The organism is Streptomyces sp. SBT349 (genome assembly GCF_001083795.1).
Classification (GTDB): Bacteria; Actinomycetota; Actinomycetes; order Streptomycetales; family Streptomycetaceae; genus Streptomyces.
Map to the genome: position 1 here is coordinate 1 of NZ_LAVK01000068.1, position 26,570 is coordinate 26,570.

The window sequence follows — 26,570 nt, forward strand, 5'->3', positions numbered from 1 at the left end:
GGTCCGGCGAGCCCGGCGGCCCGGCGGAGCCCGCCGGTGCCATGGCGGAGCTGTGGCGGACCCGGCCGGTGGAGGGAGGGGACCCCGACACCGCCGCGACGACGGTGGAGATCCGCCGCGTCTGGCTGTCGGACGGGGTGGTCGTCCTCCTCACCCGGGGAGGGGTGTGGGGCCTCGACCCGGAGTCGGGGCAGGAGCTCTGGCGGCTCGAACACCCGGGGGGCGGCGACCTCGTCCCGTGCGCGACGAGCGGCGACGTGAACGGTCAGGGCGTCGGCGCGGTGCTCTACCGGCCGGAGGACGATCCGGGGGATCACCCGAACTGCACCGTGCTCGCCGCCGTCGACACCCTGGGGGGCGAGGTGTTGTGGAGCGAGGACCTGACGCGGCCCGACGACAGCGCCGTCGGCTACAACGACGAGGTGCCCGTCACCGTCGGGGAGCGGGTGGTCACCGTGGATGTCGGCAGGCAGCCGCGCGGCCCGCATCGTTTCGCCGTGGAGGACGGAGAGGAGCTGCCGGCGCTGGAGGTGCCGGGGGGTGAGGACTGCGCCCTGCCGGGGTCACGCTGGCAGTTCTCGGCCCGGCACACCCTCGCGATGGCCGAGTGCGCGGCCACCGGAGACCGCGAGGGCCGGCTGACGGTGTTCGACACGGAGACCGGTGCGGAGCTGTGGACACGGCCGGAGGCGCCGTCGTTCCTGCGCGGCGCTGCCCTCTTCGCCGACGAGCCGCTGACGCTGAGCTCGCGCACGGGAGTGACCGTGTACGGCGACGACGGCGAGGCGCGAAGGGAGATCCCGGTCGAGTACATCGACAGCGACCTGGAGATCGGCTCCGCCGAACGCGCCGCCGCCTACGAGGCGGTGGACCGCCACCTCACGGACTCGCTGCTGATCACGCGGAGTTCCAACGACGACGACGATCCCGACCTCGTCCGCGGCATCGACGTGGAGACCGGCGAGGAACGGTGGCGGCGGGACTTCCCCGAGGACGGGTTCCTGGTCGGCGACGTGGACGAGGAGCCGCTGGTGTTCTACGAGGCGGAGGCCGACGACGGCCGCACCCGTCACCACGTCGCCTGGCTGGATCCGGCGAACGGCACCCCGGCCGTCGAGGGCCTTCTTCCGCAGGACACCGGAGACGACTTCGGCTTCCTCACCCCCGTGGCCTGGGACGAACGGACCCTGTACGTGGTCGGCACGAACCCGGTCGAGGGGACGTCGAGACTCCAGGCCGTCCGCCGCTGAGGGCCCCTCGCGGGAGGACGAGGAGGCGTGGCGGGCGCGGCGGATGGGCGTGCCGGGTGGGCCTCAGCGGGGGGATCTGAGGGTCGCGATGCCGTGTTCCAGTTCGGCGGCCATGTCGATCCGCGGGTCGATCAGCCATTGCAGCTGAAGCCCGTCGGACAACGCGATGAGCCGCACCGCGGCCCGCCCGGGGTCCAGATCCGGCGGATAGACGCCGGTCGCCCGGCCTCGTTCCAGATCCTCGGTGATCAACCCGCGCACCCGTGCGAAGCGGCGCAGGAAGAACGCGTGGGACGGGTGGCTGTCGTCGGCGGCCTCGGCGGCGAAGGCGGTGTACAGGTGGACCAGGCCCGGGACGCCCGCGTTGTGCCGCACGCCCTCCGGCCAGACCGCGAGGAAGCCCCGGTCGGTCGTGCCGGCCCGCGCGGCGGCGGCCTCTCCCGTGGAGCGGTCCCACGCCTCGATGACGGCCTCCAGCAGCCGCTCCCGCGACGAGAAGTAGTGCAGTATGTGCGCCGGTTGGAGCCCCAGCTCCCTGGCGATCGCGCGGAGCGAGGTCTTGCGGTAGCCCCGGTCGGCCAGCACCCGCAGCGCCGTGTCGATGATCTGCTCGCGCCTGGCCACACCCTTCGCGTACGGCCCTCGTTCCGCCATGCGGCCATGGTAGGCGCGGCGGCCGACGGGTCGGGGCCGACGGGTCGGCGGATGGTGGTCGGTGCGTGCATGACCCTTGTCGCGGAATCCTTACCATCGATAAGGTTCTGCGGTCGGTGAACTGCCGTCGCCCTTGCAGGAGTCCATCCCCCACAGCCCCTTCCGGGAGGCAGGACCGCGATGACCCGCTCATACCCAGGACGGCGGCTCCGGCAGCTGGCGACGTGTCTGCTCGCCCTCACCATCTCCCTGTTCATGCTGCCGCCGATCTCCGCGGCGGACGGCGGCCACCAGGAGCCGCCCGTCCCCGCCGACGACCGCTTCGAGAAGGTGCTGCTGGAGAACAACGACCTCACCCAGCCGATGCGCATCGCCGTGGCCCCCGACGGCCGCCTGATCTACATCGAGCGCGACGGCAGGGTCAAGGTCTGGGATCCGCGGGAGGGGGCCTCGGTGGTGGCGGGGACGGTCCCCGTCCGGGTCACGGGTGAGCTGGGGATGGTCGGGCTGGCGCTCGCGCCGGACTTCGAGCGCACCGGGCATCTCTACCTGCACTTCTCCCGGCCGGACTGGGACACCTCCTACGTCTCACGGGTGGCTCGCTTCACCCTCGCCGACGACAACGTGCTCGACCTGGAATCCGAGACGCCGGTCATCGACATCCCGCACCCGGCGGGGGTGGGCGGCGGGCACAGCGCGGGCGACCTGCTCATGACGGAGGGCGGGGACCTGTTCATCGCCACCGGCGACAACACCAACTGCTGCGCCTCCCGGGGGTTCCCCGGCACCGACGAGCGGCCGGGTCAGGAGGACGGTGACGCCCAGCGGACGTCCGCGAACACCAACGACCTCAACGGCAAGGTCCTGCGCATCACCCCCCGGCGCGAGGGCGGCTACTCCATCCCGCGCGGCAATCTCTTCGCCGAGCGCCGGGACCGCGAGGACAGGACCCGCCCGGAGATCTACGCGATGGGCTTCCGCAACCCGTTCACCCTCGGCGACTACGACGAGGAGACGGGTGCGCTGTGGGTGGCCGACTACGGCCCCGACGCCATCCTGCCCGACCCGGAACGCGGCCCCGCCGGCCATGTCCGCCTCTTCCTGATGACCGAGCCGGGCAACTACGGCTGGCCCTACTGCACCATGGACAACCAGCCCTACAACGACTGGAACTACGTCACCGACGAGCCGGGCCCGTGGTTCGACTGCGGCAGCCCGGTCAACGACTCGCCCCACAACACCGGGCTGGTCGACCTGCCCCCGATCGAACCCGCCACCATCTACTACACCTACGACCGCCAGGACTACTTCCCCGAGCTCTACGGCGGCGGCGCCATGGCGGGGCCGATGTACCACTACGACGAGGACAGCACCTCGACCACCAAGTTCCCCGAGTGGTTCGACGGCCGCCGCTTCCTCTACGACTGGACGACGGACTGGGTGCAGACCGCGCGCTTCACCGGGGACCTGAGCGCTCCCCGGGACATGCGGGAGTTCCTGCCGGAGACGGACTTCGCCAAGCCCATGGACATGGAGTTCGGCCCCGACGGCTCGCTGTACGTCCTGGAGTACGGCAACGGCTGGGGATCGAGCAACGACGACGCCGGCCTGTACCGCATCGACTACGTCGAAGGGAACCGCGCCCCCCTCGCCGTGGCCGAGGCGAGCGCCGACTCCGGCCCGCTGCCGTTGTCGGTGGACTTCGACGCCTCCGGGTCGCACGATCCGGACGGCGACGCGCTCAGCTACGCCTGGGACTTCGACGCCGACGGCACCACCGACGCCACCGAGGCGACGGCCTCGCACACTTTCACGACAGCCGGGGAGTTCCAGCCCCGGCTGACGGTCACCGACACCGGCGGCCGCTCGGCGACCACCGGCGTGCCCGTCGTCGCGGGCAACACCCGGCCCGTCGTGACCATCCAGACCCCCGCCGACGGCACCTTCTCCGAATTCGGCGAGGACATCCCGTTCACCGTCCACGTCGAGGACCCCGACGACGCGCGGATCGACTGCGGCCGGATCGAGGTGACCTACCTGCTGGGCCACAACGAACACGGCCACCCCATGGCCGAGGCGACCCCCGGCGCCGACTGCCGGGGCGTCCTCACGCCAGGACGCGACGCCGAACACGGGCCGGGCGCCTACGTGTTCCACATCGTCCAGGCCACCTACACCGACACCGGCGGCACCGGCGGCGCCCCCGCCCTCACCGCGGAGAGCGACACCGTCCTGCACCCCCGGCAGTACAGCGCCGGCACCTACCCGGAGGGCGAAGGCGTCGGGCTCTACACCGGGCAGCTGTTCGTCCCCGACTCCGGGAACTGGTTCATGTTCCCCCGGATCGACGTCCAGGACATCGACCGGCTGGCCATGGAGTTCGCCACCGGTGAGGCCGGGGTGACCTTCACCGTCCACGCCGACTCCCCGGACGGGCCCGTCGTCGCGCGCTATGACGACCTCCCCGACACCGGCTCGACCTCGGTCGACGACCGCGTCTACCAGACATTCACCGCCCCGGTCACCGACCCCGGCGGCGTGCACGACCTGTACTTCGTCGCCGAGTGGCCGGACGGCATCCAGCCGGAGCTCTTCGTCCGGGACTTCACCTTCCAGAACTGAGCCGCGCCTCGCGGGAGGAACGGATCGAGCCGTGAGGACCCTGGTACCAACCAGCCGGTGTCGCTCGCGGCACGGTGGGCGTCCTTCGGATTCGGCCCCCCGTACCCTCTTCCTGTGCCCGCACCCCGCCTGCGTCGCGTCGCCGTCCTCGTGCTGGAGGGTGCGAAGCCGCTCGATGTCGGGATTCCCGCGCAGGTGTTCACGACCCGCGCGAGCATGCCGTACGAGGTGCGGGTGTGCGGGGCGGCACCCGGTCCCGTGACCGGCGGCGACGGCCTCGCCTACGACGTCGCCCACGGCCTCGACGCGCTCGCGTGGGCCGACATCGTCTTCGTCCCCGGCTACCGGTTCCCGGACCGCGACGACCCGCCGCGGGCCGTCGTCGAGGCACTGATCGCCGCCCACGACCGGGGCGCGCGGCTCGCCGCCATCTCGACGGGCGCCTTCGCGCTCGCCGCCACGGGCCTGCTCGACGGCAGGCGCGCCACGACGCACTGGCACTACACGCGGGCACTGGCGGCCAGGCATCCGCTCGTCCGGGTCGACGAGAACGTGCTGTTCGTCGACGAGGGCGGCGTGCTCACCTCGGCCGGCGCCGCCTCCGGCATCGACCTGTGCCTGCACATCCTGCGCGGCGACCTCGGAGTGGCCGCGTCCAACCACGCGGCCCGGCGGCTGGTCGCGGCCCCCTACCGCAGCGGCGGCCAGGCCCAGTACGTGCCGCGCAGCGTCCCCGAGCCGCTCGGCGAGCGGTTCGCCGCCACCCGCGAGTGGGCGCTGCACCGGCTCGGCGAGCCCCTCACCCTCGACATCCTGGCGCGGCGGGCGGGGGTCTCGCCGCGCACGTTCTCCCGGCGCTTCGTCGAGGAGACCGGCTACACGCCGATGCAGTGGGTGATGCGCGCCCGCATCGACCTGGCCCGCGAACTGCTCGAACGCTCGCAGCGCGGCGTCGAACAGATCGCCGCCGACATCGGGCTCGGCACCGGCGCGAACCTGCGCCTGCACTTCCAGCGCATCCTCGGCACCACACCGAGCGAGTACCGGCGCACCTTCACCCGGGGCGAGTGACCCGCCCAGCACCGCATGGCAGGATCCTTTTGAACGGTGGCGATCCCGCCACTGTCAGCGGCGCCGTCCGCGGGCGAGCCTGGTGGGGAAGGGAAGGGACACCACTCATGACTCGCATCGCCATCAACGGATTCGGCCGCATCGGACGCAATGCGCTGCGCGCGCTGCTGGAGCGCGACAGCCCCCTGGAGATCGTCGCCGTCAACGACCTGACGGAGCCCGCCACCCTCGCTCGGCTGCTGGCCTACGACAGCACGGCCGGCCGGCTCGGGCGCCCGGTGACCGTCGACGGGGACGCCCTCGTCGTCGACGGCCGCCGGATCACGGTGCTGGCCGAGCGCGAACCGGCGCGGCTGCCGTGGGCCGCACTCGGCGTCGACATCGTCCTGGAAGCCACCGGCCGCTTCACCTCGGCCGAGGCCGCCCGCGCCCACCTCGACGCGGGCGCGAAGAGGGTACTGGTCAGCGCGCCGTCGGACGGCGCCGACGTCACGCTCGCGTTCGGGGTCAACACCGGCGCCTACGACCCGGCCGCGCACACGATCGTCTCGAACGCCTCCTGCACCACCAACGCGCTCGCGCCGCTGGCCGCGGTCCTCGACGAACTCGCCGGTATCGAACACGGGTTCATGACGACGGTGCACGCCTACACGCAGGAGCAGAACCTCCAGGACGGTCCGCACCGCGACGCCCGTCGCGCCCGAGCCGCCGGCGTCAACATCGTGCCGACCACGACCGGCGCCGCCAAGGCGATCGGCCTGGTGCTGCCGAACCTCGACGGCAAGCTGTCGGGCGATTCGATCCGCGTGCCGGTGCCGGTGGGCTCGATCGTCGAACTCACCACGACCGTGGCCCGCGACGTGACGCGCGACGACGTGCTGGCGGCGTACCGCGCGGCGGCGGAGGGCCCGCTCGCCGGCATCCTCGAATATTCGGACGACCCGCTCGTGTCGTCCGACATCACGGGCAATCCCGCCTCGTCGATCTTCGACTCGGCCCTCACCCGCGTCGACGGCCGCCACGTCAAGGTGGTCGCCTGGTACGACAACGAGTGGGGCTTCTCGAACCGCGTGATCGACACACTGGAGCACCTCGCCACCCGCTGACCTGCCGCCGGGCCGGCACCCCCGGGGCCGGGCCCCGTGATCGGCGGACCCTCTCGCGCACCTGGCGGCGGCCAGCTCAGGTCGTCGACCTCCGGCCCCCGGCCCCCGGCTGCGTTCGAACGTCTCGGGGTCGGGCCGCTGGACGATACCGGCGATGCGTATCCGTGGAGGTCACATGTGGTGATCGTGGATCAGCCGAACAGGGTGGAACCGAGCGGGCTTCCCGGGTCGTACCCGGGGAGGATCAAGAAGGTCGCGCTGGCGGTCGTGGTGGTGAAGGGCAGCAGCGCGTCGGAGGTGTCCATGCGGGCGAGCGTGGCCGTGAAGGTCCGCAGGTCGTTCTGGAAGCTGATGAAGAGCAGACCGGGGGCGGGGGCGTCGATGCTGTAGGAGCGGCGGAGCATATGGCCGACGCCGACCACCGTGGGGTTCGCTCTGCGTACGTGGGCGTCCACGGGGACGAGATAGCGCCCGTCGGGTGTCTTGGCGCCGAGTCCGGGGGCCGAGTCGACGCTGCCGCCGGAGAGGGGTACGCCGCTGGCCCGGCGCCGCCCGAAGACCGCCTCCTGCTCGGCGACGGACAGGGCGGCGAACCGTGTCAGGTCGATTTCCATGCGCCGCAGTACGGCCAGGGTGCCGTTGGCGACCGCGGGGGGGCCGGCCAGCCACAGGTCACGTTCCTGCTCGGCGGTGGTGTGCGGGCCCACGATGCCGTCGATGAAACCGAGCAGGTTGCGCGGTGCGGAGCGGTCCTCGGCCACGGGCACCTCCGTACCGCGGCGTCCGAACTGCCGCCAGCGCTCCTGGATGCGGTCGCCGGCCTGGTCCAGGAGCGCGGCGGCAGCGACCGGCAGGAGCAGGGCGTCGCCGGCGCAGATCTGGATCAGCAGATCACCGCCGCGTTCCCGCGAGGCGACACGCTCGCGGGAGAACCGCGGGAGGTCGGCCGCGCCGGGCAGGGTGGCACCGACCGCCCGTACCAGCCGTGGGCCCACGCCGACGGTCACGGTCAGATCGCCCGGGAACAGGCCCAGCAGTCGTGGGTCGGACCCGGCGGTGAGGGTGCGGACGGCCTCGCCGAGTTCGGCCAGGAGAGGGCCGGGCGTCACCCTGGCGCCGAGGTCGGCCACCAGGGCCAGCAGGTGGGGCTGGGCCGACCGGGGAAGCGTCACGCCCGCCTGATGCCGGCCCGTCACCGCGACCGGCGTGGGCGTGGCCGGCGCGGGTGTGGCCGGCGTGGGCGTGGCCGGCGCGGAAGGGGCGGGATCGCCGGACCGGGCGGACCGGGCGGAGTCCCCTGAGCACCCGGCGAGGAGACCGGCGGCCACCGTGACACCGGTGACATCGAGGAACGCACGGCGTGACGGGGGATGGTCGGCCCGGTGCATGATGCGTACGATGCCACACCCGGCCTCAGGCTGCCGCTCAACCGCCCTGTTGCGAGCGAGAGTTCGACGTTCCGGCGGGGCGACGCCGTGCCAGACTGGGATCATGACTCGATTAGCTCTCCGCGTGGTGGCGGCTGCCCTGGGCGCACTGACGCTGGTGACCGGCTGTGGCGGCGGTGGCGGCGGTGGCGACGACGGATCGGGCGAGGGTCGGCGGCCGGACGGCGCGGAGGTGACGATCCGGGTGCCTGCCGACGCTCCGACGATCTCGGACGCGGTGTCCCTGGCGCGGCCCGGTGACCTGGTGCTGGTGGCGCCGGGCGTGTACCACGAGTCGGTGCGGATCGACACGGAGCGCATCACTCTGCGGGGCGAGTCCCGGGCAGAGGTGGTCATCGACGGGCAGGTGCGGCAGCCGAACGGCGTGGTCGTCACGGCGCCCGGGGTGGCCGTGGAGAACCTGACCGTGCGCAACAACACGCACAACGGGGTGCTGGTCACCGGTTCGGCCGCGGCGGTCGCCGCACTGCCGGGGAGCGGTGGCTACGACACCGGTGAGGAACCTGTCAGCCTCTTGGATTCGTTCCTGGTGTCGCATGTGACCGCGACCCGTAACGGCCTCTATGGCATCTACGCGTTCTCCGCGCAGAACGGTGTCATCGAGCACTCCCACACCTCGGGCGGGGCGGACTCGGGGATCTATGTCGGCCAGTGCAGGCCGTGCCGGATCGTGGTGCGGGACAACGTCTCCGAACTCAACGCGGTCGGTTACGAGGGCACCAACGCCAGTGGTGACATGTATGTGGTCGGCAACCGTCTGGTCGGCAACCGTGTCGGACTGACCACCAACTCCGACCACCAGGAGAAACTGCTCCCGCAGCGCGACGCCGTCATCGCGGGGAACCTGATCGCGGACAACCAGCAGCCGCAGACCCCCGAACAGGCCGACGGCGGCTGGGGCATCGGCATCGGCGTCGACGGCGGCAGCGACAACCGGTTCATCCGCAACCGGGTCACCGGCAACACCAACGCCGGGCTCGTGATCACCGCGACCGCCGACCTGACGGCGGACGGCAACCGGATCACGGACAACACCTTCACCGCCAACGGCGTCGACATCGGCTTGACGTTCCCCACCGCCACCCGGGGACAGGGCAACTGCCTGGAGGGGAACGAGCTTCACACGACCGTGCCCGCCGGGCTCGCCTCCACCGCGTCCTGCCCTGTCCCCGCCACATCCCCCACGCCCTCCGGCAGTTGGAGCGGTCCGGCGGCGCCCGCGGGCATCCCCTTCACCGACGTGGCCGCGCCCGACCCGCAGCCGGAGTTGCCGCGGGCCGGCACGGTCGGCGCCACCGTCGTGCCGGACGTTCCGGTGCTACCGGTCATCGAGGACATCGCGCTGCCGTCGCCGTCCCTGCTCGCCGACAGCGCGCGGGTACAGACCTCGTGAGCGGCGGCTACGGCGTCGGGGTGGCTCCGGGCAGCGGCTGGATGGGGACATACGCCTGGGTGTCGAAGTCGAAGACCACCGGCTCGGGCGCGGAGGCGACAGCGGCCTCCACCCGGTACATGGTGCCGTCCGAGCCGATCCAGTAACGCACGGTCTGTGACGTGCTGGTGCTGGTGCTGGTGCTGGCGTCGGCTTCGGTGCCGGCACCGGAGTCGGCCTGGGCGCGCGGCCCGCTCATGACGTCCGTCCGATGGCCGCGTACCTGCTCCTGCCCGACCCAGGTGGCGCCGTTCTGCGGCAGCAGCGCGGCGTTGTCCGGCCGGTCGCTGCCGAGGTCGAGCACGATGGCCAGCGCACTGTCCAGGGTCATGCCGGATGTCAGCAGCGGGCGGCTGTGCCAACCGTCCGCGGGCGGTGACGCCGGGACGACTGCCGGGGGGTCCGCCATGGGGTGGACGAGGACGGTGGTGGCCGTCCACCGGATCAGCCCGTCGCTGGACGTGTCGCGCCCGGTCCCTCGCACCACCCCGTAACCGGTGTGGGTGCGGTAGTCGACTGATGCGGTGAGGACCAGCCCACCGTTGACGTTCGGCACGGTGATCGTCACTGCCCGGCCTCCGGCCTCGTAGTTGAGGAATCGCGTGACGGCCAGCCGGTTCACTTCGTCCGAGGTCAACGCCCGCGGGGCGGCGGGGCCATCGCCGTCGCCGAGGAGGACGAAGGCGCCGGTCGTGGCAGCCGCGACGCAGACGACGGCTGCCGCTGCCCACCGTCGTCGTGGCCACCGGCGACGCCGCTTGATGTCGGTGCTCCGCGCGCCACCGCTCCGCGCCTTGATGCCCCGCGCTCCGACATCCCGGGCTCCGCTACTCCACATGCTCCGCACATGGCGCGAGATAACAGTTCTCACCGAGGCACCCCGAACTCCGTGATTGGCCGAACACTACGGGTCGTCAACTGTAGAGTCTTTGCGCGAAAGTCGCTGGGTTTGCGTTGGCCCAGGACGAGAGGAGCGCTATGCGATTAGGTGTACTGCTGCGGATGGGGCTGTCCGGCATGCTCCTGGTAGGAGGCGGCGCGGGCACGATCCTGATCGGCGCCGGGCAGGCCGGAGCCGCGGCCTCGGACGGCACCCTGACCGTCGAGGTACTGCGGGACTTCTTCGGCACCGGCGTGATCAACGCGACGATGGATGTGCCTCAGCAGGGAATGCGGGTCGATGTCACCGACCCCGCGGGCGACCGTGTCACCGGTATCACGGATGTCACCGGAAGGGTCGTCGTGCCGCCGTCGAACGAGCTGGCCGGCGGCCGGTACCGGGTCGACGTCTCCGTCCCCGAATCCCATGGGGACTATCTGCGGGCGGCGCCCGCCTCGACCGCGCCGAACCACTTCGACAGCTTCACCACGTTCGTGGACGTCTCGGACGGCCAGGACGACTCGGTGACCACCGGGGTCTGGAACCCGGCCGACTACGCACTGCCCGACTCCCGTTACTTCGTACCGATCCAGAGCGGCGCGGGCGGGACGGACACCCGGGCACTGGTGGCGTTCGGGACGGACGCCCGGGGCATCTGTTCCGAAGGGGCGGCGTGCCCGGAGGTCCTCAACACCCAGGACCAGGTGGGCACGACCTACGGGCTGGCCTACGACCGGTTCCGCGACCAGCTGTTCCAGTCGGCGTTCGCCCGCAGGTACACCGAGTACGGGCCGGAGGGCGGTAACGCGATCTACGTCCAGCCGGCCGACGGCGGTGCCCCGACGTTGTTCGCGACGGTGCCGGACGCCACGGAGACACCGCACGACACCGCCAACCTGATCAAGGACGCCGGGTTCACCGACGCACCGGGCAAGGAGAGCATCGGCGGCCTGGCCCTGTCGGAGGACGGCTCGACCCTGTACGCGGTGAACCTGCTCACCCGAAGCCTGGTCAGCTTCGACGCGACCGGGCCCACGGCCTCGGCGCCCGAGGAGACCGTGCCGATCCCCGACCCGGGCTGCGCGTCGGCCGGGGACTGGCGTCCGTTCAGTGTGGCCGCCCACGACGGCACCCTGTACATCGGAGGCGTGTGCAGCGCCGAGAGCACGCAGGACCGTGCGGACCTGAAGGCCGTCGTCGCCACCTATGACGGCGAGGAATTCACCACCGTCCTGTCCCAGCCGCTGGACTTCGAGCGCGGCAACGTGATCAGCGGCGCCTCCGGCCGCGACCAGGTCAACCACTGGAACCCGTGGAACACCGACCTGGCGGACTGGGACTCCTTCCAGGTGAACGGCGCGATGATCAATCCGCAGCCGGCGCTGGCCGGTATGGCCTTCGCCCGCGACGGCTCGCTGATCCTCGGCTTCCGCGACCGGTTCATGGACGTCGTGAGCTGGGGCGGCCTTGACCCGAGGCCGGGCAACGCCACACCGCAGAACGGGATGTCCGGCGGTGACATCAGCATGGCCTGCGCCAGGCCCGACGGCGGATACGACTGGGAGGGCACCGGAATCTGCCCCGACCACGCCACGGACCCGACCCTCGACGGGGTCCAGCCCGGCAGCGTCGTCGAGTACTTCCCGGGTGACTTCTTCCCGAACGGCGGCTCCGCGACCCAGCCGGGGCCGCACCAGGAGTCCGCCCTGGGGTCGGTCGCCTACATCCCGCAGCAGCAGTGGGCCGTCAGCACGCAGATGGACCCGGCCGGCCGGGTCATCACCAGCGGAACCGGCTACTACGACGTCGCCACCGGCCTCGGCCCCGGCAACGACCCGGTCAACAACGCGTACGAGTTCGTCGGCCCGAACCAGAACGGGTTCGGCAAGGCCGGCGGCCTCGGCGACATCGCGTACGCCGCGGCGAACGCACCGATCCAGATCGGCAACGTGGTCTGGTACGACGGCGACCGCAACGGCCTCCAGGACCCGGGGCACGTACTGCTGCCGGGTGCGACGATCAACCTCCTGGACGCCGATGGCGAGCAGGTCGCCACGACCACGACCGATGCCGCCGGTGAGTACTACTTCGGCGGGGTCGGCGCGGACTACGAGCTGACACCGGGCGCCGAGTACACCGTGCAGTTCGATGTCTGCACGGCGGACACCAGCGGGGTACCGGGCCGGCCGGCTGCCGACGATCTACGGTTCACACTGCCGCTTGCCGGTGACGACCGGGTCCATGACTCCAATGTGACCCCGCCGACCTCCGGCCGGCTCTGCAACGGCTACGCCCCGGTCACCGCGCCGGACACACCGGGAGGTGTCGATCACACGATCGACGCCGGCGTCCACATCCCGGAGCCGGAATCCCCGTCCCCGACACCGCCCGCATCCCCGTCCCCGACACCGCCCCCGGCGCAGCCGACGGACCCGGCGCCCAACACCCCGGCACCGGACGGCGGCCTCGCCGAAACCGGTACGTCCGGCCTCGGGAGCCTCATCGCCCTCACCGCCGTGCTGCTCGGCGCGGGCGCGACAGCGGTCCTCGCCACCCGTCAGCGGCGCGGACGACACCACTGACGCCAGAATCACCCGGAGACACCCGACGGGCCGGTGCACCGCACCGGCCCGTCGGCCTGACCAGCGCGATCACGTCGGCGCGGGCCGCCACTGCCGTCCGACGGCAGGTGAGCTGTCCGGTACCGCGCTCCGAGGGCGGGGCATCGGCACCGGCTTCGCCGCTCCGAGTCAGGCATGCCGTAGGTGCCCCGTAGCCATCGTGGCTCTCCTCGGCGACCGGGAGCGCGTCGACGGCCTCTCCGTGGCGGAGCCCCGGTCATACCCGGGGCCGTCGTTCTGGCCAGAAGGGCCACTGCACCACGAACAGTTCGATCGCGTGTCGTAGGGCCTGGACGCCCGCCGCCAGAGCCGGATTGCTTCCCAGGGAAGCGGCGATGAGCAGAAGACTCTGCTGAAGCACGTGAGGATCGACGGTTCCGTCGGCGGAGGGCATGGTGTGAGCTCTGATCACTTCGATCTCCCGCAGGGCGATGTCCCGATCGGGAAGCGGGGCGCGATAGCCCTCCAAGTCCCGCTCCAGGCGGTCGAGGGCAGTCTCCAGAGCAACGAGGCGCGGATCGGTCTGTGCGTTGTCGGGGCGGTCGGCTGCGATGGCTGTGACGTGGCGGCGGCGGGTCTGCAAGGGCCCGGTCTCTTCTCCGAGTTCAGCGGCGGCCGGCACCGTTGTGTGGGCCGCGGCGGTGTGATGATGATCGGCGCCGACGGCTTCGTTCTCCGCGGCGATGCGAAGGCGGAGTTGCCGTAGCCCTGCCTCTTCGTCGAACCCCGTCTCCACTGCCTGTTCGATGGCCTGCTCAGTCCTGGAGAGGAGCGCTTTCATGTCGGCCTCGGTGGAGGGCGGGTCCTGGTCACCAGCCATCGCGGTGCTCCTCTCCTGTCCGTGCGAGGGCCTTGCGAGCCTGGTTGGTCAGGCTACGCACTGTTCCGGGCTCCACGCCCATGATCCGCGCGGTCTCCTTGACGGAGTGACCCGCGATGCACGTGAGGGCCAGCGCCTCTCGCTGCCGGACCGGCAGCTTCGCGATCGCCCGAAGCGTCCGGTGGTACTTCTCTTTGAGTGTTACCCAGTTCTCCAGTAACGGGGTGTCCTGCTGCACATCCTGGCCGTGGTGGTCGTGCAGAGGGCGCTCTCCGGGCTTGGACTTCGCCACCTGGACGACATGGCGCACGGCGACTTTGCGCAGCCATCGGGCCCAGTCGCGGACGGGCGGGAGGGACTCGTCGCGGAGGCGCTTCCACGCCTGGCAGAAGGCGTGCTGGACTCCGTCCCAGCCGTCGTGCGCCGACCCGCCGGGGGCAAGCGTCGCGGCGCTGAGCACAGTTCGCCAGTGCCGGCGGTAGAGCGCTTCCCACTCCTCATCGCCCCGCTCCACTGCGGCCCTTCCCACGCCGGGCGGGCGGGACTTCGGGACAGGCGCACGATGCGGGAAGAGTGAGCTCCCACTCAGCAGCGGCGGCGCCCTGTCCGTCCACCGAGCGGTAGCGCACGGACCCGCCCAGGGGCAACAGACGCGCCAGCCGGACCATCGTGCGCGCACGGGCCATTTCCCGCGCCACATGGACCACTGCCGCTGCCACCGCGCCCGTCACACTGACCACCGCAGCCGCCGCCAGCAACCACATGCCATTCACCTCGCCGCACCTCCGTCTGCCTGACCTGTTTCCCTTTCAGAGCGCGCGGAGCACGGAAACGTACAGCCGGAAGGCCACTTCCGGTAATCGCACATATGGGCACTGTGACCTGGAGGGCAGATGTTCGGCCGGCCGATCGCCACCAATACCGCGCGACTCGTCCGAGAAGCCCGCGTCGTAGACCGCGCCGGCCGTGGCGAAGGACACCCTCGCCGGCGAGCACGCTCGCGTTCGACTTCCTGAGCCCCCCTCACCGGCTCGGGAAGTCACACGCGGTCAGGGCCTTGGCCCGGGGCGCGGCCATGACCGCGTGCGGGTACATCTCGCGCCGTGGCCGGCGCCCCCTCGGGAACCTGCGGGCCCGCCCGACGGTGCGCGGCGCGCGACCCCGGGCGTCAGCCGGCCAGCTGTCGCTGAACCGCCTGAGCGTCGATCAGGTAATTCATCTCGTAGAAGCGCCCGTCACGGACCTTGTGGAAGGCGTACTCGGCATATTCGACCGTGGCGCCGGTGGGGGTCAGGCCGAACCACTCCTTCGCGGGTGTGCCCTTGTTGAACAGGCGGGCTGCCACGCGGTCACCCTCGATGGCGAGGTCCTGGACCCGCCAGGTGAAGTCCGGCACCGCTTCGCCGTGCCCCTCCAACTCCGCGATGACGTCGTCCCGCGTGACCGGCCGGCCGTTCATGATGAGCTCGTCGTGAATGAATTCGGTCATGCGCTGGAACTCATGAGTGTTGAGTGCATCGATGTAGCGCTGGAAGAATTCGCGCAGGTCGGTGTCGGACATGATGAGCCTTTCTGTCGCCCCGGATCGGGTTGTGTACTCGGATGGTGATGACGTGGCGCGCGGTTCGCTCGACCGGTGTGTGGCCTGCAGGGGAAGTGCGGGTCATAGCCACCTCGTTGAGGACTACGACCAGCGTGGTCGCCTCGTAACGGATGGCGAGTTCGTCGCCGATCGTGATGGCGCTGCGGGTTGTCGCCTGCGGGTCAGAACTGGTTCTCGCCGCCGTCGACATACAGGTTGGCTCCGAGGATGAAGCTGCTCTGCTCGGACGCGAGGAAAGCCGCCACGTTGGCAACCTCCTCCGGGCGCCCGATCCGGCCCAGCGGGACACCCTCGACGAACTGTGACCTGGTGAAGGGCGTGTCTCCCGCGGCCACGGCGTCGAGCCCAGGAGTGTCGATGGTGCCCGGGGAGATCGCGTTGACCCGGATGCCGCGGTCCTTGAGCTCGTTGGCCCAGGTCCGGGCGAAGGACCGTATCGCCGCCTTGGAGGCCGCATACGCGCCGAACGCCGCCACACCGTCATCGGCGCGCACCGAGGAGTTCAGGATCACCGAGGCGCCGTCGTTGAGCAGCGGCAGCGCCTTCTGCACCGTGAACAGCGTGCCCCGGACGTTGACGTGGAAGGTCTCGTCGACGTGTTCCTCGGTGGTCTGCCGCAGCGTCGCGAACGACGCGGTGGCGGCGTTGGCGAACAGCACGTCCAGGCCCCGGCCCCGGGCGCGGACCGTGTCGTAGAGCCGGTCCAGGTCGTCCAGGTCGGAGATATCGCCCACCACGGCGGTGGCCCCCGCCGGGCCGATGGTCTCGACGGCCGCGTCCAGCACGGCCTTGCGCCGGCCGGTGATGAACACGTGCGCGCCCTCGGCCGCCAGCCGGACGGCGGTCGCCAGGCCGATCCCGGTGCCGCCGCCGGTGACGACGGCGGTCTTGCCTTCGAGCTGCCCCATGCGAATGACCTCCACAAACTTCGGTACCGGTCGATACAGAACGAGACCATAGCACCTTACGCACCGACCGGTACAGAAGAGGTATGATCGGTCGCATGGAGACGCGGCAGAAGGCGCCGATCGGCCGGCCGAGGGGGTTCGACGCCGACAAGGCCCTCGACCACGCCATGCGGGTCTTCTGGGAACAGGGCTACGAAGGCGCCAGCCTCACCGACCTGACCAACGCCATGGGCATCACCCGCACCAGCATGTACGCGGCCTTCGGCAACAAGGAGGAGCTGTTCCGGAAGGCCCTGGAGCGCTACACCGAAGGCCCCGCCTCGTACGGGGCCCGGGCCCTGCGAGAACCGACCGCCCGACAGGTGGCCACCGCGATCCTCAACGGCGCCGTCCGGGCCACCACCCGCCCCGGCTGCCCCGCCGGGTGCCTCGGCGTCCAGGGCTCCCTGGCCGCCGGTGACCCGGGAAGCAATGCCCGCGACGCCCTCATCGCCTGGCGCAACGAGCACACCGCCGTCCTCGGCGACCGGTTCCGGCAAGCCGTCGAGGAAGGCGACCTGCCCCCCGACGCCGATCCCGACCTGCTCGCCCGCTACCTCATGACCGTGGCAAACGGCATCTCCGTCCAAGCCGCCAGCGGCGCCACCCGCGACGACCTCCAGCAGGTGGCCGACATGGCCCTGCACAGCTGGCCACCCCCCACGCGCCCGGCTCGGCCGCCCGGCTGAGCCGGCGCTGTCCGGTGGTTGATGACGGCAAGCGTGCCGCGATCCCGGCCCGCCGCGAGCGGGGGGAGTCCATCCGCATCATCGCGGCCGGAGTGAAGGTCCCGGTCGGTGTCGTGCACAAGACCCTGGCCGGGGCCACGGCAGAGGCCCAGCGCGATCAGTAGCTCGCCGCTGGGCCTCGGGGCGTTCGCTGGTGCTGCTGGCCAGCGTCGCTCGTCCGTGATGGGGACGAGCCAGTGGCCCGTTCGCGCTGGGCCGGGTCTCCACCCTGATGGGGGTCGGCAGCGAGAATCGTTCGGTGCCTATGCCGTCGATCTGCTGGTGCCCAAGGACCCGTGGCGATCCGGCGTGACCCCGAGGCTGGGATGTCGGGGCGGGCGCCGGAGCACGAGTACGGGGTGAGCCGGCCGGTCAGGCGTTGAAGACGGCCTCGGAGCGGTCGCGGTTTTCGTGCAGGTCCCAGTACAGGGGGGCGATCTGCTCGGGCGCGGCCGTCGGGCTGCCTTCCGGGCCGCCCCCGCCGATCCAGACGTTGATCACCACGTGGGCGGCGTGCACGCCGCTGCCGGCCAGTTCCTTGTTCAGGTTGATCACCCAGTTGCGCAGAGCTGCCTGGGCCGCGTTGGCGTTGCCGAACATCGGCACCGGGTCCACCGAACCGCCACCGGTGGTGAACAGCAGGGTCCCGGCGTCCGCCTCGCGCATCGCGGGCAGTACCGTCTGGGCCGCCGTGATGGCGCCGTAGAAGCCGTACTCGATCATTGGCTGCAGATTGTCCACCGTGACCTCCGAGGGAGCGGCCAGGGTCAGGCCGGGCACCGGGGAGTGCGGGGCCGGCGAATACTCCAGTACGTCGATGCCGCCGAAGCGGGCCTTGGCCGCGTCCAGGGCATCGGTTAGTGAGGCGCGGTCGAGGATGTCGGCGGGGAACGCGGCTGCCGTGATGCCTTCCTGGCCGAGCTGGGCGACCAGCGTTTCCAGCTTCTCCTTGGTACGGGCGAGCAGGGCGACGTCGAAGCCGCGGCTACCGAAGGTGCGGGCGATGGCCAGGCCCATGCCGGGGCCGGCGCCGACGATGGCGAGAGTGGGCACAGTGAGATCTCTTCCGTGGTGTGACCGCCGGGACATGCGGAGAGCGGATGCCCGGCTGGCGTGTAGATCAGGCGTGGGCGGCGTGGTCGGCGTCGGCGGCGGGAACCGCGCAGCCGTCCGGGCCGCAGATCGCCGCGCCGTTGTCGGCATCGAGAACGGTCGGGTGGGTCTCGTCCCAGACCTGGCGCAGGATGCCGAACAGGGTGTCGGTGTCCTGCGCTCCTGCAACGGCGTACCGGCCGTCGATGACGGTGAAGGGGGCACCCGTTGCCCCGAGTTGCTGCGCCTGATGCGCGTCCTCCCGTACCTGACGGCGGTAGCGCCGGTCGGCGAGCACCTGGCGAGTCTGGTCGCGGTCCAGGCCGATCTCGTCGGCCAGGCCGAGCAGGTCGTCGAGCGTGAAGATCGACTCGGCTTTGCCGAAGTAGGCGCGGAAGATCATGTTCCAGGCTTCGCCGTTCTTGCCTTCGGCGGAGGCGTGAGCCAGGAACTCGTGGGCCAGGTCGGTGTTCCCGACTCGGTTGTCCAGGACGCGGTAGGGGGCCAGGCCCTCGGCGGCGGCCATGCCTTCGATATCCGGTACGCCGGCCTGCCCGGGGATGACGCCGTACTTGGCCAGCGTGAATTCGCGGACGCTGAGCGTGCGGCCCTCGGGGAGGCCACTGCCCAGAGGGAACGAGCGGTGGATCACTTCCACGTGGCCGCTGTGCTCGAATCGCTCCACGGCCCGATCCAACCTATGGCTGCCCAGACCGCACCAGGGACAGGCGATCTCAGACCAGATCTCTACCTTCATGCCCTGACCTCCAATTCCTACTGTTTGTTCGTAACGCCATAATGAGCCAGTATGGAAGGCGACACAAAAGGCACATCGGTGTGCGCGACGGAGAGGAACGGGCGCTATGCAGGACAGTGCGGGTATCGGGATGGCGGCTGCCGTCGGGCCGTGCGCGAGCATCCCCGCCGATCACATGGACTTCATCCGCCAGGTGCTCGACCGGGTGGGCGACAAGTGGAGCATGTTGATCATCGCCGTCCTGGAGGGCGGCCCGATGCGCTACACCGACTTGCAGCGCCAGATCCCGGGCATCTCCCAGCGCATGCTGACCCACACCCTTCGCCGGCTCACAGAGGACGGGTTGATCAGCCGTACGGCCTACGCCGAGGTGCCACCGCGCGTCGAGTACGCGCTCGCCCCGCTCGGCGGCGGCCTGAACGAGATCGTCAAGCAGCTGATCGGTTGGGCGGCCGACCACCACGACGAGATCCGCGCCAACCGTTCCCGCGCCGGCGCCACCGCCTCCTCCGCGTCCCGGTCCTGAAGGCGTCTCGCTTCGCACTCGCGGAAATGAGTAGTTCCGAGAGATCACGGACCCCTACCGGACCGTGTCCGGTCTGCCCCTGATCTCCGTTCTCACAACCTCTCGCGAAACAAGGAACTCGATCGCATCGAGAACGATCCGCGCATCGCGCACCTGAGCCGGTGTGTAGCGTCGCGTTCTGCGCACGGGGTCGCGGTCGGGGGTGACGAGAGCCTCCGCATGCCAGTGCCGCAACGTCGACGGGCGCACGCCGAGGGCGGCGGCGAGTTCGGAGATGCTCATCGAGTCCGAAGCGCGCACGTCGACGATCGGCTCGCTGGAGATCGTGTGGGCCGCTTCCTTGGCCTGCCTCAGATCCGCGCGCTCTGTGTCGAGCCGGGCGTGCGCCGCGTCGAGAAGGGCCAGGGCCTGCGAGGTGGGGCACTGGTGGAAGGCCCCGTGCGGCGCATGCGGCGGCTCTCAGGATGTGACCACTTGGGTGACTTCCGCGATCGGATGGAGGTAGGCCGCAGAGGCAGCATCTCCAGCAGCGCGCGCAGCCAGCCGTGCGGCCTCCGTGGTCGCTTCCTTCGCCGCCCGGTGGGCGTCCAAGGAGGTGATGCGCTGAAGTCTGGTCCTTCTGGTGCCGTTCACGAACTCCCGCGCAGCGTCAATGGCTGCACGAGGCCGAGGATCGCCGGGGTTGGCCTCCTAGAACGCGGGAAGAACTTCCTCAGCGCTCTCCGGTACGTAGTGGGCGACGACGCGCAGTTCGTCCACGGTCAGTTCAAAGTCCCCGGATCCGATCGTCACGGACCCGATTCCAGCTCCACCATTGAGGACCGGCAGGTTCTGGCCGTCGTCTCGGTCGACCACCTCACCGCCGAGGCCGGCCGGGCCGTCCTCGCGGAGAACTACGCGGCCTACGTCGCCGAGTACGGCGAGCCCGCGGAGTCACTCGTCGTCGGCCGCGTGCTTGTCGCGCAGGGTCCGCAGCCCGCCGGGAGAGGGTGACGAGCGCGGAGCGGTAGGCCGTCCAGAACGAGGCGGGGACGCGGACGACTCCCACGGAGCCGATCAGAGCGGCTACCAGCTCGCGTTCGGCGGCCTCGCGGTCCAGCCCGGCGGCCTTGACCAGTGCGCGCACGTCCCGCGGCAGCGTCGCGTACGGCGGCATCCCGGCGGCGCAGCGCTCGACCAGCAGGCGGCGGAATTGCGCCCAGGCGTCCGCCGGTGCGAGCCGGGCCACCAGGTCCCGCACGTACTGCCGCAGCGTCAGCCCGCGGGGGGATCCGGAGGCCGTCAGGCCGCGACGAGTTCGTCCGCGAGGAACTCCTCCACGAACTTCCGTGCCCGACGGTCGAAATCGGAGTACTGCGCCTCCCGCTCGGCGCCGGCTACCGCTTCGCCGACCAGCAGATTGCCCTCGGCGTCGATGCGCTGCGGTCGCTCCTCCGCGTCCAGGAGCAGGCCCACGGTGGAGCGGGAGAAGCCGCAGTAGTAGGCGATGCCGTCGCTCAGGTTGGCCTCGAGGACGTACTGCATCGACTCCGCGATGGGGTCGTCGGCGGTGGCGCCGGCCAGGGCCAGCCACAGCATGCGCTTGCCCGCCAGGCGGGGCTTGCTGCGGCCGTAGGCGAACCCGTAGTTCCATACGCGGTCGATCCATCCCTTGAGGACGGCGGGCACGCTCTGCCAGTACACCGGGAAGACGGCGACGACGACTTCGGCGTCGAGGATCCGCCGCATGTGGGCGTGCGTCTCGTCCGAGTACGGCTTTTCCCGGTTGCCCCAGTCCGGCTGGTCCTCCACATTCATCCGCGGGTCGAACCCCTCGGCGTGCAGGTCGAGCAGGTCGATGCGGTATCCGGCGGCCTCGAGCTGGGCCGCCGCGCGGCGGGCGGTATGGACGGTGAGGGAATCGCTGCGGTGGTGCGCGACGACCACGAGGGCTGTCCTGGTGTCACTGCTGTGCTGCGGCACGGTGTCTCCCGAGGGCTCGATCTGTGCAGTGAGTCCAGTACAACCGCGGCACCGTAGATGATCCATGGGAGGAACTCTCCAGGACATAGGAGATCGTCTACGATCGCGCTGTGGATCCCCTGAGTTCACTGCTGAGCGGCATCCGGGCCGAGGGCTCGGTCGTCAGCCATGCCGTCCTGACGGCGCCCTGGAGTATCACCTTCGCCGACGCCGCTCCGCTCACCATGGTCAGCGTGCTGCGCGGTGGCGGCACACTGCTGCTGTCCGACGGCACCGAGCGGGCGATCGGCGCGGGCGACACGGCCATCGTCCGGGGCCCCGCACGGTTCCGCCTCGCGGACGAGCCTGCCACCGTCCACCGCCCCCACACCGCGTACGAGATCAACTGCTTCACCGCGGACGCCGCGTGCACCGGCCAGGAACTCGACGGCATCCACTGGGGCACCGGCCCGGAGGGAGCGACCGCGCTGATCGTGGGCGCCTACCGCGCCTCGGGGCACCGCCACGAACGGCTCCTGCGCGCCCTGCCGCCCGTCCTGGTCATCGCCGAGGACGCCGAGGTCTGCGCCTGGCTGGAGAACTCCGCCGCCGACGCCGCCCGGCTCTCCGCCGGTTCGCAGGCGCTGATGGACCGGCTCCTCGACTGGGCTCTGGTCTGCACGCTGCGCACCTGGTTCGACCGGGCGGGCGCCGACGCGCCCGGCTGGTACCGCGGCCTCGCCGACCCGGTCCTCGCCCCCGCTCTGCACGCCTTCCACGGGCGGCCCGCCGAGAGCTGGACGGTCGCGTCGCTGGCCGCTCAAGCCGGCGTCTCCCGGGCACTGTTCGCCCGGCGCTTCACCGAGCTGATGGGCCGTCCGCCCCTCACCTACCTCACCGAGTGCCGCATGGACGACGCCGAGGCACTCCTGGCCGACACCGACCTCAGCATCGCCCAGATCGCCAAGACCGTCGGCTACGCCGACGCCTTCGGCTTCAGCACCGCCTTCAAACGCCACAAAGGCCTCAGCCCCAGCACGTTCCGCACCACGGCGGCGTGAGTCACGGCACGCGGCCGCAAAGACACGGGCCCCACGCTCCGGACGGCAGCACGACACCGAGACGTCGCGCCGGAGCTCGGGCGTCGACGAACCGGCGCAGCAGGGCGGCCGACGGACCGCGACGTGGTCGGACACGGTCGAGTGGGACACCAGGTCGACCCGTGCTCCTGGGCCAGGCGCTCGAAGATCCTGCGGGCGGTGTGCTTCTGTTTGCGCGGCACGGCCAGGTCCTCCCGCGACATCGCGTCGATCCAGCCCTTGGCCGAGTCCAGCACCGAAGCCCGCGGCGTCGGCGATGCGGGCCGGACCCCACCGCCGCTGAACACGGACTTTGATGATCCGCCGCTCGGCGCGGGCCGGCGTCCGGCGCGGGCTGTGGTGCGGGCGGGAGGAACGGTCGCACATGCCCGCCTCGCCCAGCTCACGGTAGCGGCGGGCCCACCGCTGCGCCGTGGTCGGCGAGACCTGGAACCGCTCCGCCGCCCGGCGCAGAGGCCACCCGTCATCGACCACGCAGCGGGCCAGCCGCAGACGTCCGGTCTCGGTCAACGTCGCAATCCACACCGGACCCGAAAGGCCCTCACCCATTCAAGATCCCCAGACGGTGATCACCGTCACCGCACCCAACCTCCGTGGACAGAACACCTGGGTCGCCGAACTCGACGGCGATGTCCTCAAAGGCTGGCCGAAGGGCATGCGGCTGATCGTCCGCAAAGAACGCCCTCATCCCGGAGCACAGTTGCGGTTCACTGATGCTGACGGGCTGCGGCTCACCGCGTTCGCCACCAACGTTCCGATCGCCGCCCTCGAACTGCGACACCGCCAACGCGCACGGGCCGAGGACCGCATCCGAAACGCCCGCGCCACCGGTCTGCGCAACCTGCCCCTGCACAAGATGGCAGCCGAGGTCAGGGCCTCGCCCACGCCCGTGCATGTATGCGGGTCAGGCCGCGGGTTTCGCCACCTCCGCTTCTGCGGCACGGGCGAGACGTTCGACCCAGTCCCGGTGATAGCGGTAGAGCGCACCGGGATGCTTGTGGCCGAGTTCCGCGAGGAAGAAGGGGCCCTGTTGCGTTTCCTCGGTCAGCACGTGACAACCATTTTTCGTGGGCGTGATTACCCAGCCGTGGTACGCGCTCGAACCGGATTCGTCGCCGTCGACCATCGTCTCCCACGAGAGCCTGGTGAAGGGCTCATACTCCGTCACGTTGAGAGTCATGGGAAAACCCACCGTCACCCGGCTGTACGTGGTTCCGAGCTCCAGTACTGTCTCATGGCTCAGGATCTTGACCTGATCTTCGGGAGGAAAGTAGCTCGACCAGTTCTCGGCATCGACGAGCAGCTTCCATACCACTTCAGGCGGCGCCTTCACGTCGATATCGTTGAGCGCGTAGAGAGCCGACGTTTTCGGGTCATAGCGTTGGGGCCAATTCACCTTGTCGTACATCCGCTGTTTTTCCTGTCCGAACGTGTTGGAGGGAACGCTTCAATGCGCCAACTGCTGTCTGAGGTGTTTGGACGGATAGTCCGTTCACCCGGCAGAGCTCAAGTTGCTTCGAGAAGTTGGTCGCTGTGGTTCGACGTGAGGCTGTGGGCGGTCCGCGGCGGGGGCGCCCCTGGAGCTGTCGCGGGAGGACCGCATCCGCTGGTACTGCGTACTGACTCCCGCCTTCGGCAGTCCGCAGTACCCACGAGTCAGCCGGCGCGCTTGTTACGCTCGGCCGCTACCTTGGCGAGCGCCGCGGGAAGGTTCTCGTGTGTGCGCCAGAAGACTTCAGGATCCTGCTTCGCCAATTCGATCCAGAGCGGGCCCTGCATCGTCTCCTCGGTCCAGAGGGGGCTCCCCCTCGGCGTGGGTGTGATGATCCAAGCGTGGTAGGCCCCGGATGCTTCCGATGCCTTGGGATAACCACCCCAGGCGATACGCGTCACAGGTTGATACTCCTGTACGGATGCGAAAACGTCCTAGCCGGCCAGGTTGGTTTCGAATCGAGTTCCGAGGTGCAGCGATTCATGGCCGTCAAGCAGCTGGACATGTTCGACGCCCGGGTAGAAGGTGGGCCAGGTTCGGGGGTCCACTCTCGACGTATGCCGGTTGAACGTGGACGGCGCTTCACGCGCGGGCGACGGCCACCGAGTTCCTGACGGCCTCCAGAGCGGCGGCGTGCGAGACGATGGGCTTGTACCCGAGTTCGGCTACCGCCTTGTCGGTCCGCAGGGTGCACGTCTGCCCGAGGAACCATCGAACGGGCACGGGGATCGCACGGGCGGCAGTCACGGCATCCAGTTCGGCGGTCGGCTTGTCGACGCCATGGATCTCGAACAGGGTCTCCCAGAAGTCGCGAAAGGTGACGCGGTGTTGATCGGTGACGAAATATGCCTGGCCCGGCCGGCCGCGCTGCCACCCGAGCACGAGGCCCTCGACGCAGTTGTCGACGAACGTGATCTCAGTCGTGTGGCGACCGCCCTCGATCCAGGCGAACTGCCCCGCCTTCACCAACTCGATCAGCATGTCGATGAGGATGCTGTCGGGACCCCATACCATCCTGGGCCGGATCGACACCGTGGCGAATCCCGGCGCGTTCGCGTCGAGCACGATCGCCTCGGCCTCAGCCTTCACCGCAGAGTAGACGGCTTCCGAGTCCGGCCGCAGCGGCGCGGTTTCGTCGACGTCCACGAGCGGGTCGCCGGCAAGGAGCGCGGCTTCGGTTCCGCAGTGAACGAACCGGGGAACCTGGGCATAGCGGGCCGCGTCCACCGCTGCCTGAGTGCCGCCGACCGTCACCACCTCCTGACGTGCACGGTCGCTGGAGATATCGGTTTCGGCAGCGAGGTGAAAGACCGCTTCGCTGCCCTTCACCGCGTCCCGCCACGTGGCCGAGTCGGTCAGCTCGCCCCGCACGGGTTCCGCGCCCAGCGCTGCCACCTTGGCGGCCGACTCCTCGCTTCGGACCAGAGCTCGGACCGTATGCCCCTCACTGACAAGCCGACGGACCAGCACTTGGCCGATGAACCCCGAACCGCCTGTGACGAATGCTCGTGCCATCAAACTCTCCTTCATCGATACCGGCCTCTCGCCTGCCTCGGGGCGAGAAGGTCTCACGGGGTGGAGCGGTCTCCAGTCACGAGCCATTCCCTCGCAAAGATTCATACTTCGGTGGGCTGCGATAAAATATCAACATGGCTTCTCTTCGCGCGCTGGAGTGCCTTGTCGCGGTCGCGGACTCCGGGTCGGTCACACAGGCTGCACGGCTGCTGCATTCGTCGCAGCCCGCTGTCTCTCACCAACTCGCCGCGCTGGAACGCGAGACAGGGACGATCCTGCTTCGCCGCGAACCCAGGGGAGTCAAGCTCACTCCTGCCGGGCGTGCCGCCGTCGTGGATGCCAGACGAGCGATCGAAGCGGCCGCCTCCGCAGTCCGGTCGGCCCGCGCAGCCGGCGAAGCGACCGGGGGATCACTGCGGTTGGCCTGCGCGCAGAGCCTGATCTCCGTGCTCGCACCGGTCATTCGCGAGTGGTACGACCGTCACCCCGCGGTGACGATCACCTTGCGTGAATCCACGTCGGCAGAAGAGCTTCACGGCTTCATCGACGCCGACGAAGCGGACGTGGTGCTGATGCCCGCTCCGGTGCCCGACCGCTTCACGGCCACCGTGGTCGCCGACGAGGAAATTGTGCTGGCGGCACCAACGGACCACCCCATCGCCCGGCAGCCCGTCGTCCGCGTACAGGATCTTGATGGAGTGCGCCTTGTCCACTTCGCTCCGGACAACGGCCTCAGCACGTGGCTTGACCGGTCCCTCACCAAGGCCGGAGTCCGCCCGGAGCCTGTGATGAGGACATCGGTGACTGTCGCAGCCCCGCGACTCGCGGCCGACGTCCTAGTACTGCAACCGCATCTGGGGGTTGTGGCCTCGGCGTTTGTAGTGGGAGGTGCGGGCTCGGGCCTGGCTGCGTCTGCGGAAGCGTGACCAGTGGAGATGGTGCTCGTTGGTGTGGTGGCGGGGTGT

Annotated in this window: 26 protein-coding genes and 4 pseudogenes; 13 read left to right on the top strand and 17 right to left on the bottom strand. The window is 70.3% G+C overall.

The window, feature by feature from the left end; genetic code table 11:
- On the top strand, positions 1-1,250 hold a 1,250-nt coding region (locus ADY01_RS38065), incomplete at its 5' end, for a PQQ-binding-like beta-propeller repeat protein (protein ID WP_049570076.1).
- Between the two features lie 63 nt (positions 1,251-1,313).
- Here the strand turns inward: ADY01_RS38065 and ADY01_RS11325 are convergent.
- On the bottom strand, positions 1,314-1,904 hold the full coding sequence (locus ADY01_RS11325) for a TetR/AcrR family transcriptional regulator (protein ID WP_049570079.1): 591 nt from the start codon (positions 1,902-1,904) through the stop codon (positions 1,314-1,316).
- Between the two features lie 180 nt (positions 1,905-2,084).
- On the opposite strand from ADY01_RS11325, the gene ADY01_RS11330 reads away from it, so the two are divergent.
- The 3 genes from ADY01_RS11330 to gap all read left to right on the top strand — a co-directional run bounded on the left by ADY01_RS11330 (position 2,085) and on the right by gap (position 6,703).
- Positions 2,085-4,526, top strand: coding sequence for a PQQ-dependent sugar dehydrogenase (locus tag ADY01_RS11330; RefSeq protein ID WP_049570082.1), 2,442 nt, complete (start codon positions 2,085-2,087; stop codon positions 4,524-4,526).
- Positions 4,527-4,640: 114 nt separating this feature from the next.
- On the top strand, positions 4,641-5,597 hold the full coding sequence (locus tag ADY01_RS11335) for a GlxA family transcriptional regulator (RefSeq protein ID WP_049570084.1): 957 nt from the start codon (positions 4,641-4,643) through the stop codon (positions 5,595-5,597).
- 107 nt (positions 5,598-5,704) lie between these two features.
- Positions 5,705-6,703, top strand: a complete 999-nt coding sequence (gap, locus tag ADY01_RS11340) for a type I glyceraldehyde-3-phosphate dehydrogenase (protein ID WP_049570087.1) — start codon at positions 5,705-5,707, stop codon at positions 6,701-6,703.
- A 191-nt stretch (positions 6,704-6,894) separates the two neighbouring features.
- Here gap and ADY01_RS11345 read toward each other — a convergent pair whose 3' ends face one another.
- Positions 6,895-8,091 (bottom strand): Dyp-type peroxidase, encoded by a 1,197-nt coding sequence (locus ADY01_RS11345; protein WP_049570089.1) that lies wholly within the window; start codon positions 8,089-8,091, stop codon positions 6,895-6,897.
- Positions 8,092-8,194: 103 nt separating this feature from the next.
- On the opposite strand from ADY01_RS11345, the gene ADY01_RS11350 reads away from it, so the two are divergent.
- Positions 8,195-9,544: a right-handed parallel beta-helix repeat-containing protein gene (locus ADY01_RS11350; RefSeq protein WP_049570091.1), complete on the top strand. Its 1,350-nt coding sequence runs from the start codon at positions 8,195-8,197 to the stop codon at positions 9,542-9,544.
- Between the two features lie 7 nt (positions 9,545-9,551).
- On the opposite strand, the gene ADY01_RS11355 is transcribed toward ADY01_RS11350, so the two are convergent.
- Entirely contained in the window at positions 9,552-10,421 is an 870-nt protein-coding gene (locus ADY01_RS11355; protein ID WP_234320180.1) for a hypothetical protein, read from the bottom strand.
- Between the two features lie 140 nt (positions 10,422-10,561).
- Here ADY01_RS11355 and ADY01_RS11360 point away from each other — a divergent pair, with 140 nt between their 5' ends.
- Complete coding sequence (locus ADY01_RS11360) at positions 10,562-13,045, top strand: SdrD B-like domain-containing protein (protein ID WP_078900202.1); 2,484 nt, start codon at positions 10,562-10,564, stop codon at positions 13,043-13,045.
- 256 nt (positions 13,046-13,301) lie between these two features.
- Here ADY01_RS11360 and ADY01_RS36900 read toward each other — a convergent pair whose 3' ends face one another.
- The 4 genes from ADY01_RS36900 to ADY01_RS11380 all read right to left on the bottom strand — a co-directional run bounded on the left by ADY01_RS36900 (position 13,302) and on the right by ADY01_RS11380 (position 16,415).
- A complete protein-coding gene (locus tag ADY01_RS36900; protein ID WP_078900203.1) occupies positions 13,302-13,904 on the bottom strand; it encodes a DUF5955 family protein in 603 nt (200 codons plus the stop codon).
- A complete protein-coding gene (locus ADY01_RS35975; protein ID WP_159001137.1) occupies positions 13,894-14,418 on the bottom strand; it encodes an RNA polymerase sigma factor in 525 nt (174 codons plus the stop codon). The genes ADY01_RS36900 and ADY01_RS35975 overlap by 11 nt, the downstream gene beginning before the upstream one ends.
- Positions 14,419-15,072: 654 nt before the next feature.
- Positions 15,073-15,465, bottom strand: a complete 393-nt coding sequence (locus ADY01_RS11375; RefSeq protein ID WP_049570096.1) for an ester cyclase — start codon at positions 15,463-15,465, stop codon at positions 15,073-15,075.
- A gap of 203 nt (positions 15,466-15,668) precedes the next feature.
- Complete coding sequence (locus ADY01_RS11380; RefSeq protein ID WP_049570099.1) at positions 15,669-16,415, bottom strand: SDR family oxidoreductase; 747 nt, start codon at positions 16,413-16,415, stop codon at positions 15,669-15,671.
- 95 nt (positions 16,416-16,510) lie between these two features.
- On the opposite strand from ADY01_RS11380, the gene ADY01_RS11385 reads away from it, so the two are divergent.
- Entirely contained in the window at positions 16,511-17,143 is a 633-nt protein-coding gene (locus ADY01_RS11385) for a TetR/AcrR family transcriptional regulator (protein WP_049570102.1), read from the top strand.
- Positions 17,144-17,157: 14 nt separating this feature from the next.
- Complete coding sequence (locus ADY01_RS39750; RefSeq protein ID WP_199826212.1) at positions 17,158-17,307, top strand: hypothetical protein; 150 nt, start codon at positions 17,158-17,160, stop codon at positions 17,305-17,307.
- A 247-nt stretch (positions 17,308-17,554) separates the two neighbouring features.
- Here ADY01_RS39750 and ADY01_RS11390 read toward each other — a convergent pair whose 3' ends face one another.
- A complete protein-coding gene (locus ADY01_RS11390) occupies positions 17,555-18,235 on the bottom strand; it encodes an SDR family NAD(P)-dependent oxidoreductase (protein WP_049570105.1) in 681 nt (226 codons plus the stop codon).
- Positions 18,236-18,302: 67 nt separating this feature from the next.
- A complete protein-coding gene (locus ADY01_RS11395; RefSeq protein WP_049570110.1) occupies positions 18,303-19,031 on the bottom strand; it encodes a DsbA family oxidoreductase in 729 nt (242 codons plus the stop codon).
- A 106-nt stretch (positions 19,032-19,137) separates the two neighbouring features.
- Here ADY01_RS11395 and ADY01_RS11400 point away from each other — a divergent pair, with 106 nt between their 5' ends.
- Positions 19,138-19,557, top strand: coding sequence for a winged helix-turn-helix transcriptional regulator (locus ADY01_RS11400; protein WP_049570113.1), 420 nt, complete (start codon positions 19,138-19,140; stop codon positions 19,555-19,557).
- 54 nt (positions 19,558-19,611) lie between these two features.
- On the opposite strand, the gene ADY01_RS40485 is transcribed toward ADY01_RS11400, so the two are convergent.
- A complete protein-coding gene (locus ADY01_RS40485) occupies positions 19,612-19,839 on the bottom strand; it encodes a MerR family transcriptional regulator (RefSeq protein WP_234320181.1) in 228 nt (75 codons plus the stop codon).
- Positions 19,840-20,016: 177 nt separating this feature from the next.
- Positions 20,017-20,190 carry a hypothetical protein gene (locus tag ADY01_RS41530; RefSeq protein WP_324612909.1) on the bottom strand — a complete coding sequence of 58 codons (174 nt, stop codon included), beginning with the start codon at positions 20,188-20,190 and terminating at the stop codon, positions 20,017-20,019.
- Positions 20,191-20,289: 99 nt separating this feature from the next.
- Between ADY01_RS41530 and ADY01_RS39755 the strand changes: the two genes are divergently transcribed.
- Positions 20,290-20,550, top strand: coding sequence for a hypothetical protein (locus tag ADY01_RS39755; protein WP_049570114.1), 261 nt, complete (start codon positions 20,290-20,292; stop codon positions 20,548-20,550).
- Here the strand turns inward: ADY01_RS39755 and ADY01_RS40490 are convergent.
- Both ADY01_RS40490 and ADY01_RS11415 read right to left on the bottom strand, forming a co-directional pair.
- A pseudogene (locus ADY01_RS40490) lies at positions 20,507-20,809 on the bottom strand (hypothetical protein); the annotation flags it as partial. The gene ADY01_RS39755 and the pseudogene ADY01_RS40490 overlap by 44 nt on opposite strands.
- Before the next feature lie 29 nt (positions 20,810-20,838).
- Positions 20,839-21,519, bottom strand: a complete 681-nt coding sequence (locus ADY01_RS11415; RefSeq protein WP_049570117.1) for an NAD(P)H oxidoreductase — start codon at positions 21,517-21,519, stop codon at positions 20,839-20,841.
- 110 nt (positions 21,520-21,629) lie between these two features.
- On the opposite strand from ADY01_RS11415, the gene ADY01_RS11420 reads away from it, so the two are divergent.
- The gene (locus ADY01_RS11420; protein ID WP_049570120.1) at positions 21,630-22,559 is read left to right on the top strand and encodes an AraC family transcriptional regulator; all 930 of its coding nucleotides are present in this window, start codon (positions 21,630-21,632) and stop codon (positions 22,557-22,559) included.
- Between the two features lie 279 nt (positions 22,560-22,838).
- On the opposite strand, the pseudogene ADY01_RS36915 reads toward ADY01_RS11420, so the two are convergent.
- Positions 22,839-23,147, bottom strand: a pseudogene (locus ADY01_RS36915) (helix-turn-helix domain-containing protein); the annotation flags it as partial.
- Positions 23,148-23,205: 58 nt separating this feature from the next.
- Between ADY01_RS36915 and ADY01_RS36920 the strand changes: the two are divergent.
- Positions 23,206-23,457: pseudogene (locus tag ADY01_RS36920) on the top strand (transposase); the annotation flags it as partial.
- A 45-nt stretch (positions 23,458-23,502) separates the two neighbouring features.
- On the opposite strand, the gene ADY01_RS11430 reads toward ADY01_RS36920, so the two are convergent.
- The 3 genes from ADY01_RS11430 to ADY01_RS11440 all read right to left on the bottom strand — a co-directional run bounded on the left by ADY01_RS11430 (position 23,503) and on the right by ADY01_RS11440 (position 25,605).
- Entirely contained in the window at positions 23,503-24,006 is a 504-nt protein-coding gene (locus ADY01_RS11430; RefSeq protein WP_049570125.1) for an SRPBCC domain-containing protein, read from the bottom strand.
- Between the two features lie 248 nt (positions 24,007-24,254).
- Positions 24,255-24,491: a hypothetical protein gene (locus ADY01_RS39760; RefSeq protein ID WP_053170718.1), complete on the bottom strand. Its 237-nt coding sequence runs from the start codon at positions 24,489-24,491 to the stop codon at positions 24,255-24,257.
- A 181-nt stretch (positions 24,492-24,672) separates the two neighbouring features.
- Positions 24,673-25,605, bottom strand: a complete 933-nt coding sequence (locus tag ADY01_RS11440) for an NAD-dependent epimerase/dehydratase family protein (RefSeq protein WP_049570129.1) — start codon at positions 25,603-25,605, stop codon at positions 24,673-24,675.
- 134 nt (positions 25,606-25,739) lie between these two features.
- Here ADY01_RS11440 and ADY01_RS11445 point away from each other — a divergent pair.
- Positions 25,740-26,375: pseudogene (locus ADY01_RS11445) on the top strand (LysR family transcriptional regulator); the annotation flags it as partial.
- Positions 26,376-26,570 lie beyond the last annotated feature (195 nt).

Bases quoted from the DNA above. Each gene is read 5' to 3' on its own strand.
- ADY01_RS11430 (WP_049570125.1), bottom strand. From the start codon at position 24,006: ATGTACGACAAGGTGAATTGGCCCCAACGCTATGACCCGAAAACGTCG.
- ADY01_RS36900 (WP_078900203.1), bottom strand. From the start codon at position 13,904: ATGGCTGGTGACCAGGACCCGCCCTCCACCGAGGCCGACATGAAAGCG.
- ADY01_RS11345 (WP_049570089.1), bottom strand. From the start codon at position 8,091: ATGCACCGGGCCGACCATCCCCCGTCACGCCGTGCGTTCCTCGATGTC.
- ADY01_RS11350 (WP_049570091.1), top strand. From the start codon at position 8,195: ATGACTCGATTAGCTCTCCGCGTGGTGGCGGCTGCCCTGGGCGCACTG.
- ADY01_RS11360 (WP_078900202.1), top strand. From the start codon at position 10,562: ATGCGATTAGGTGTACTGCTGCGGATGGGGCTGTCCGGCATGCTCCTG.
- ADY01_RS11330 (WP_049570082.1), top strand. From the start codon at position 2,085: ATGACCCGCTCATACCCAGGACGGCGGCTCCGGCAGCTGGCGACGTGT.
- ADY01_RS11380 (WP_049570099.1), bottom strand. From the start codon at position 16,415: ATGGGGCAGCTCGAAGGCAAGACCGCCGTCGTCACCGGCGGCGGCACC.
- ADY01_RS40485 (WP_234320181.1), bottom strand. From the start codon at position 19,839: ATGAGCATCTCCGAACTCGCCGCCGCCCTCGGCGTGCGCCCGTCGACG.
- ADY01_RS11385 (WP_049570102.1), top strand. From the start codon at position 16,511: ATGGAGACGCGGCAGAAGGCGCCGATCGGCCGGCCGAGGGGGTTCGAC.
- ADY01_RS11325 (WP_049570079.1), bottom strand. From the start codon at position 1,904: ATGGCGGAACGAGGGCCGTACGCGAAGGGTGTGGCCAGGCGCGAGCAG.
- ADY01_RS11395 (WP_049570110.1), bottom strand. From the start codon at position 19,031: ATGAAGGTAGAGATCTGGTCTGAGATCGCCTGTCCCTGGTGCGGTCTG.
- ADY01_RS11375 (WP_049570096.1), bottom strand. From the start codon at position 15,465: ATGTCCGACACCGACCTGCGCGAATTCTTCCAGCGCTACATCGATGCA.
- ADY01_RS11400 (WP_049570113.1), top strand. From the start codon at position 19,138: ATGCAGGACAGTGCGGGTATCGGGATGGCGGCTGCCGTCGGGCCGTGC.
- ADY01_RS11440 (WP_049570129.1), bottom strand. From the start codon at position 25,605: ATGGCACGAGCATTCGTCACAGGCGGTTCGGGGTTCATCGGCCAAGTG.
- ADY01_RS11355 (WP_234320180.1), bottom strand. From the start codon at position 10,421: ATGTGGAGTAGCGGAGCCCGGGATGTCGGAGCGCGGGGCATCAAGGCG.
- gap (WP_049570087.1), top strand. From the start codon at position 5,705: ATGACTCGCATCGCCATCAACGGATTCGGCCGCATCGGACGCAATGCG.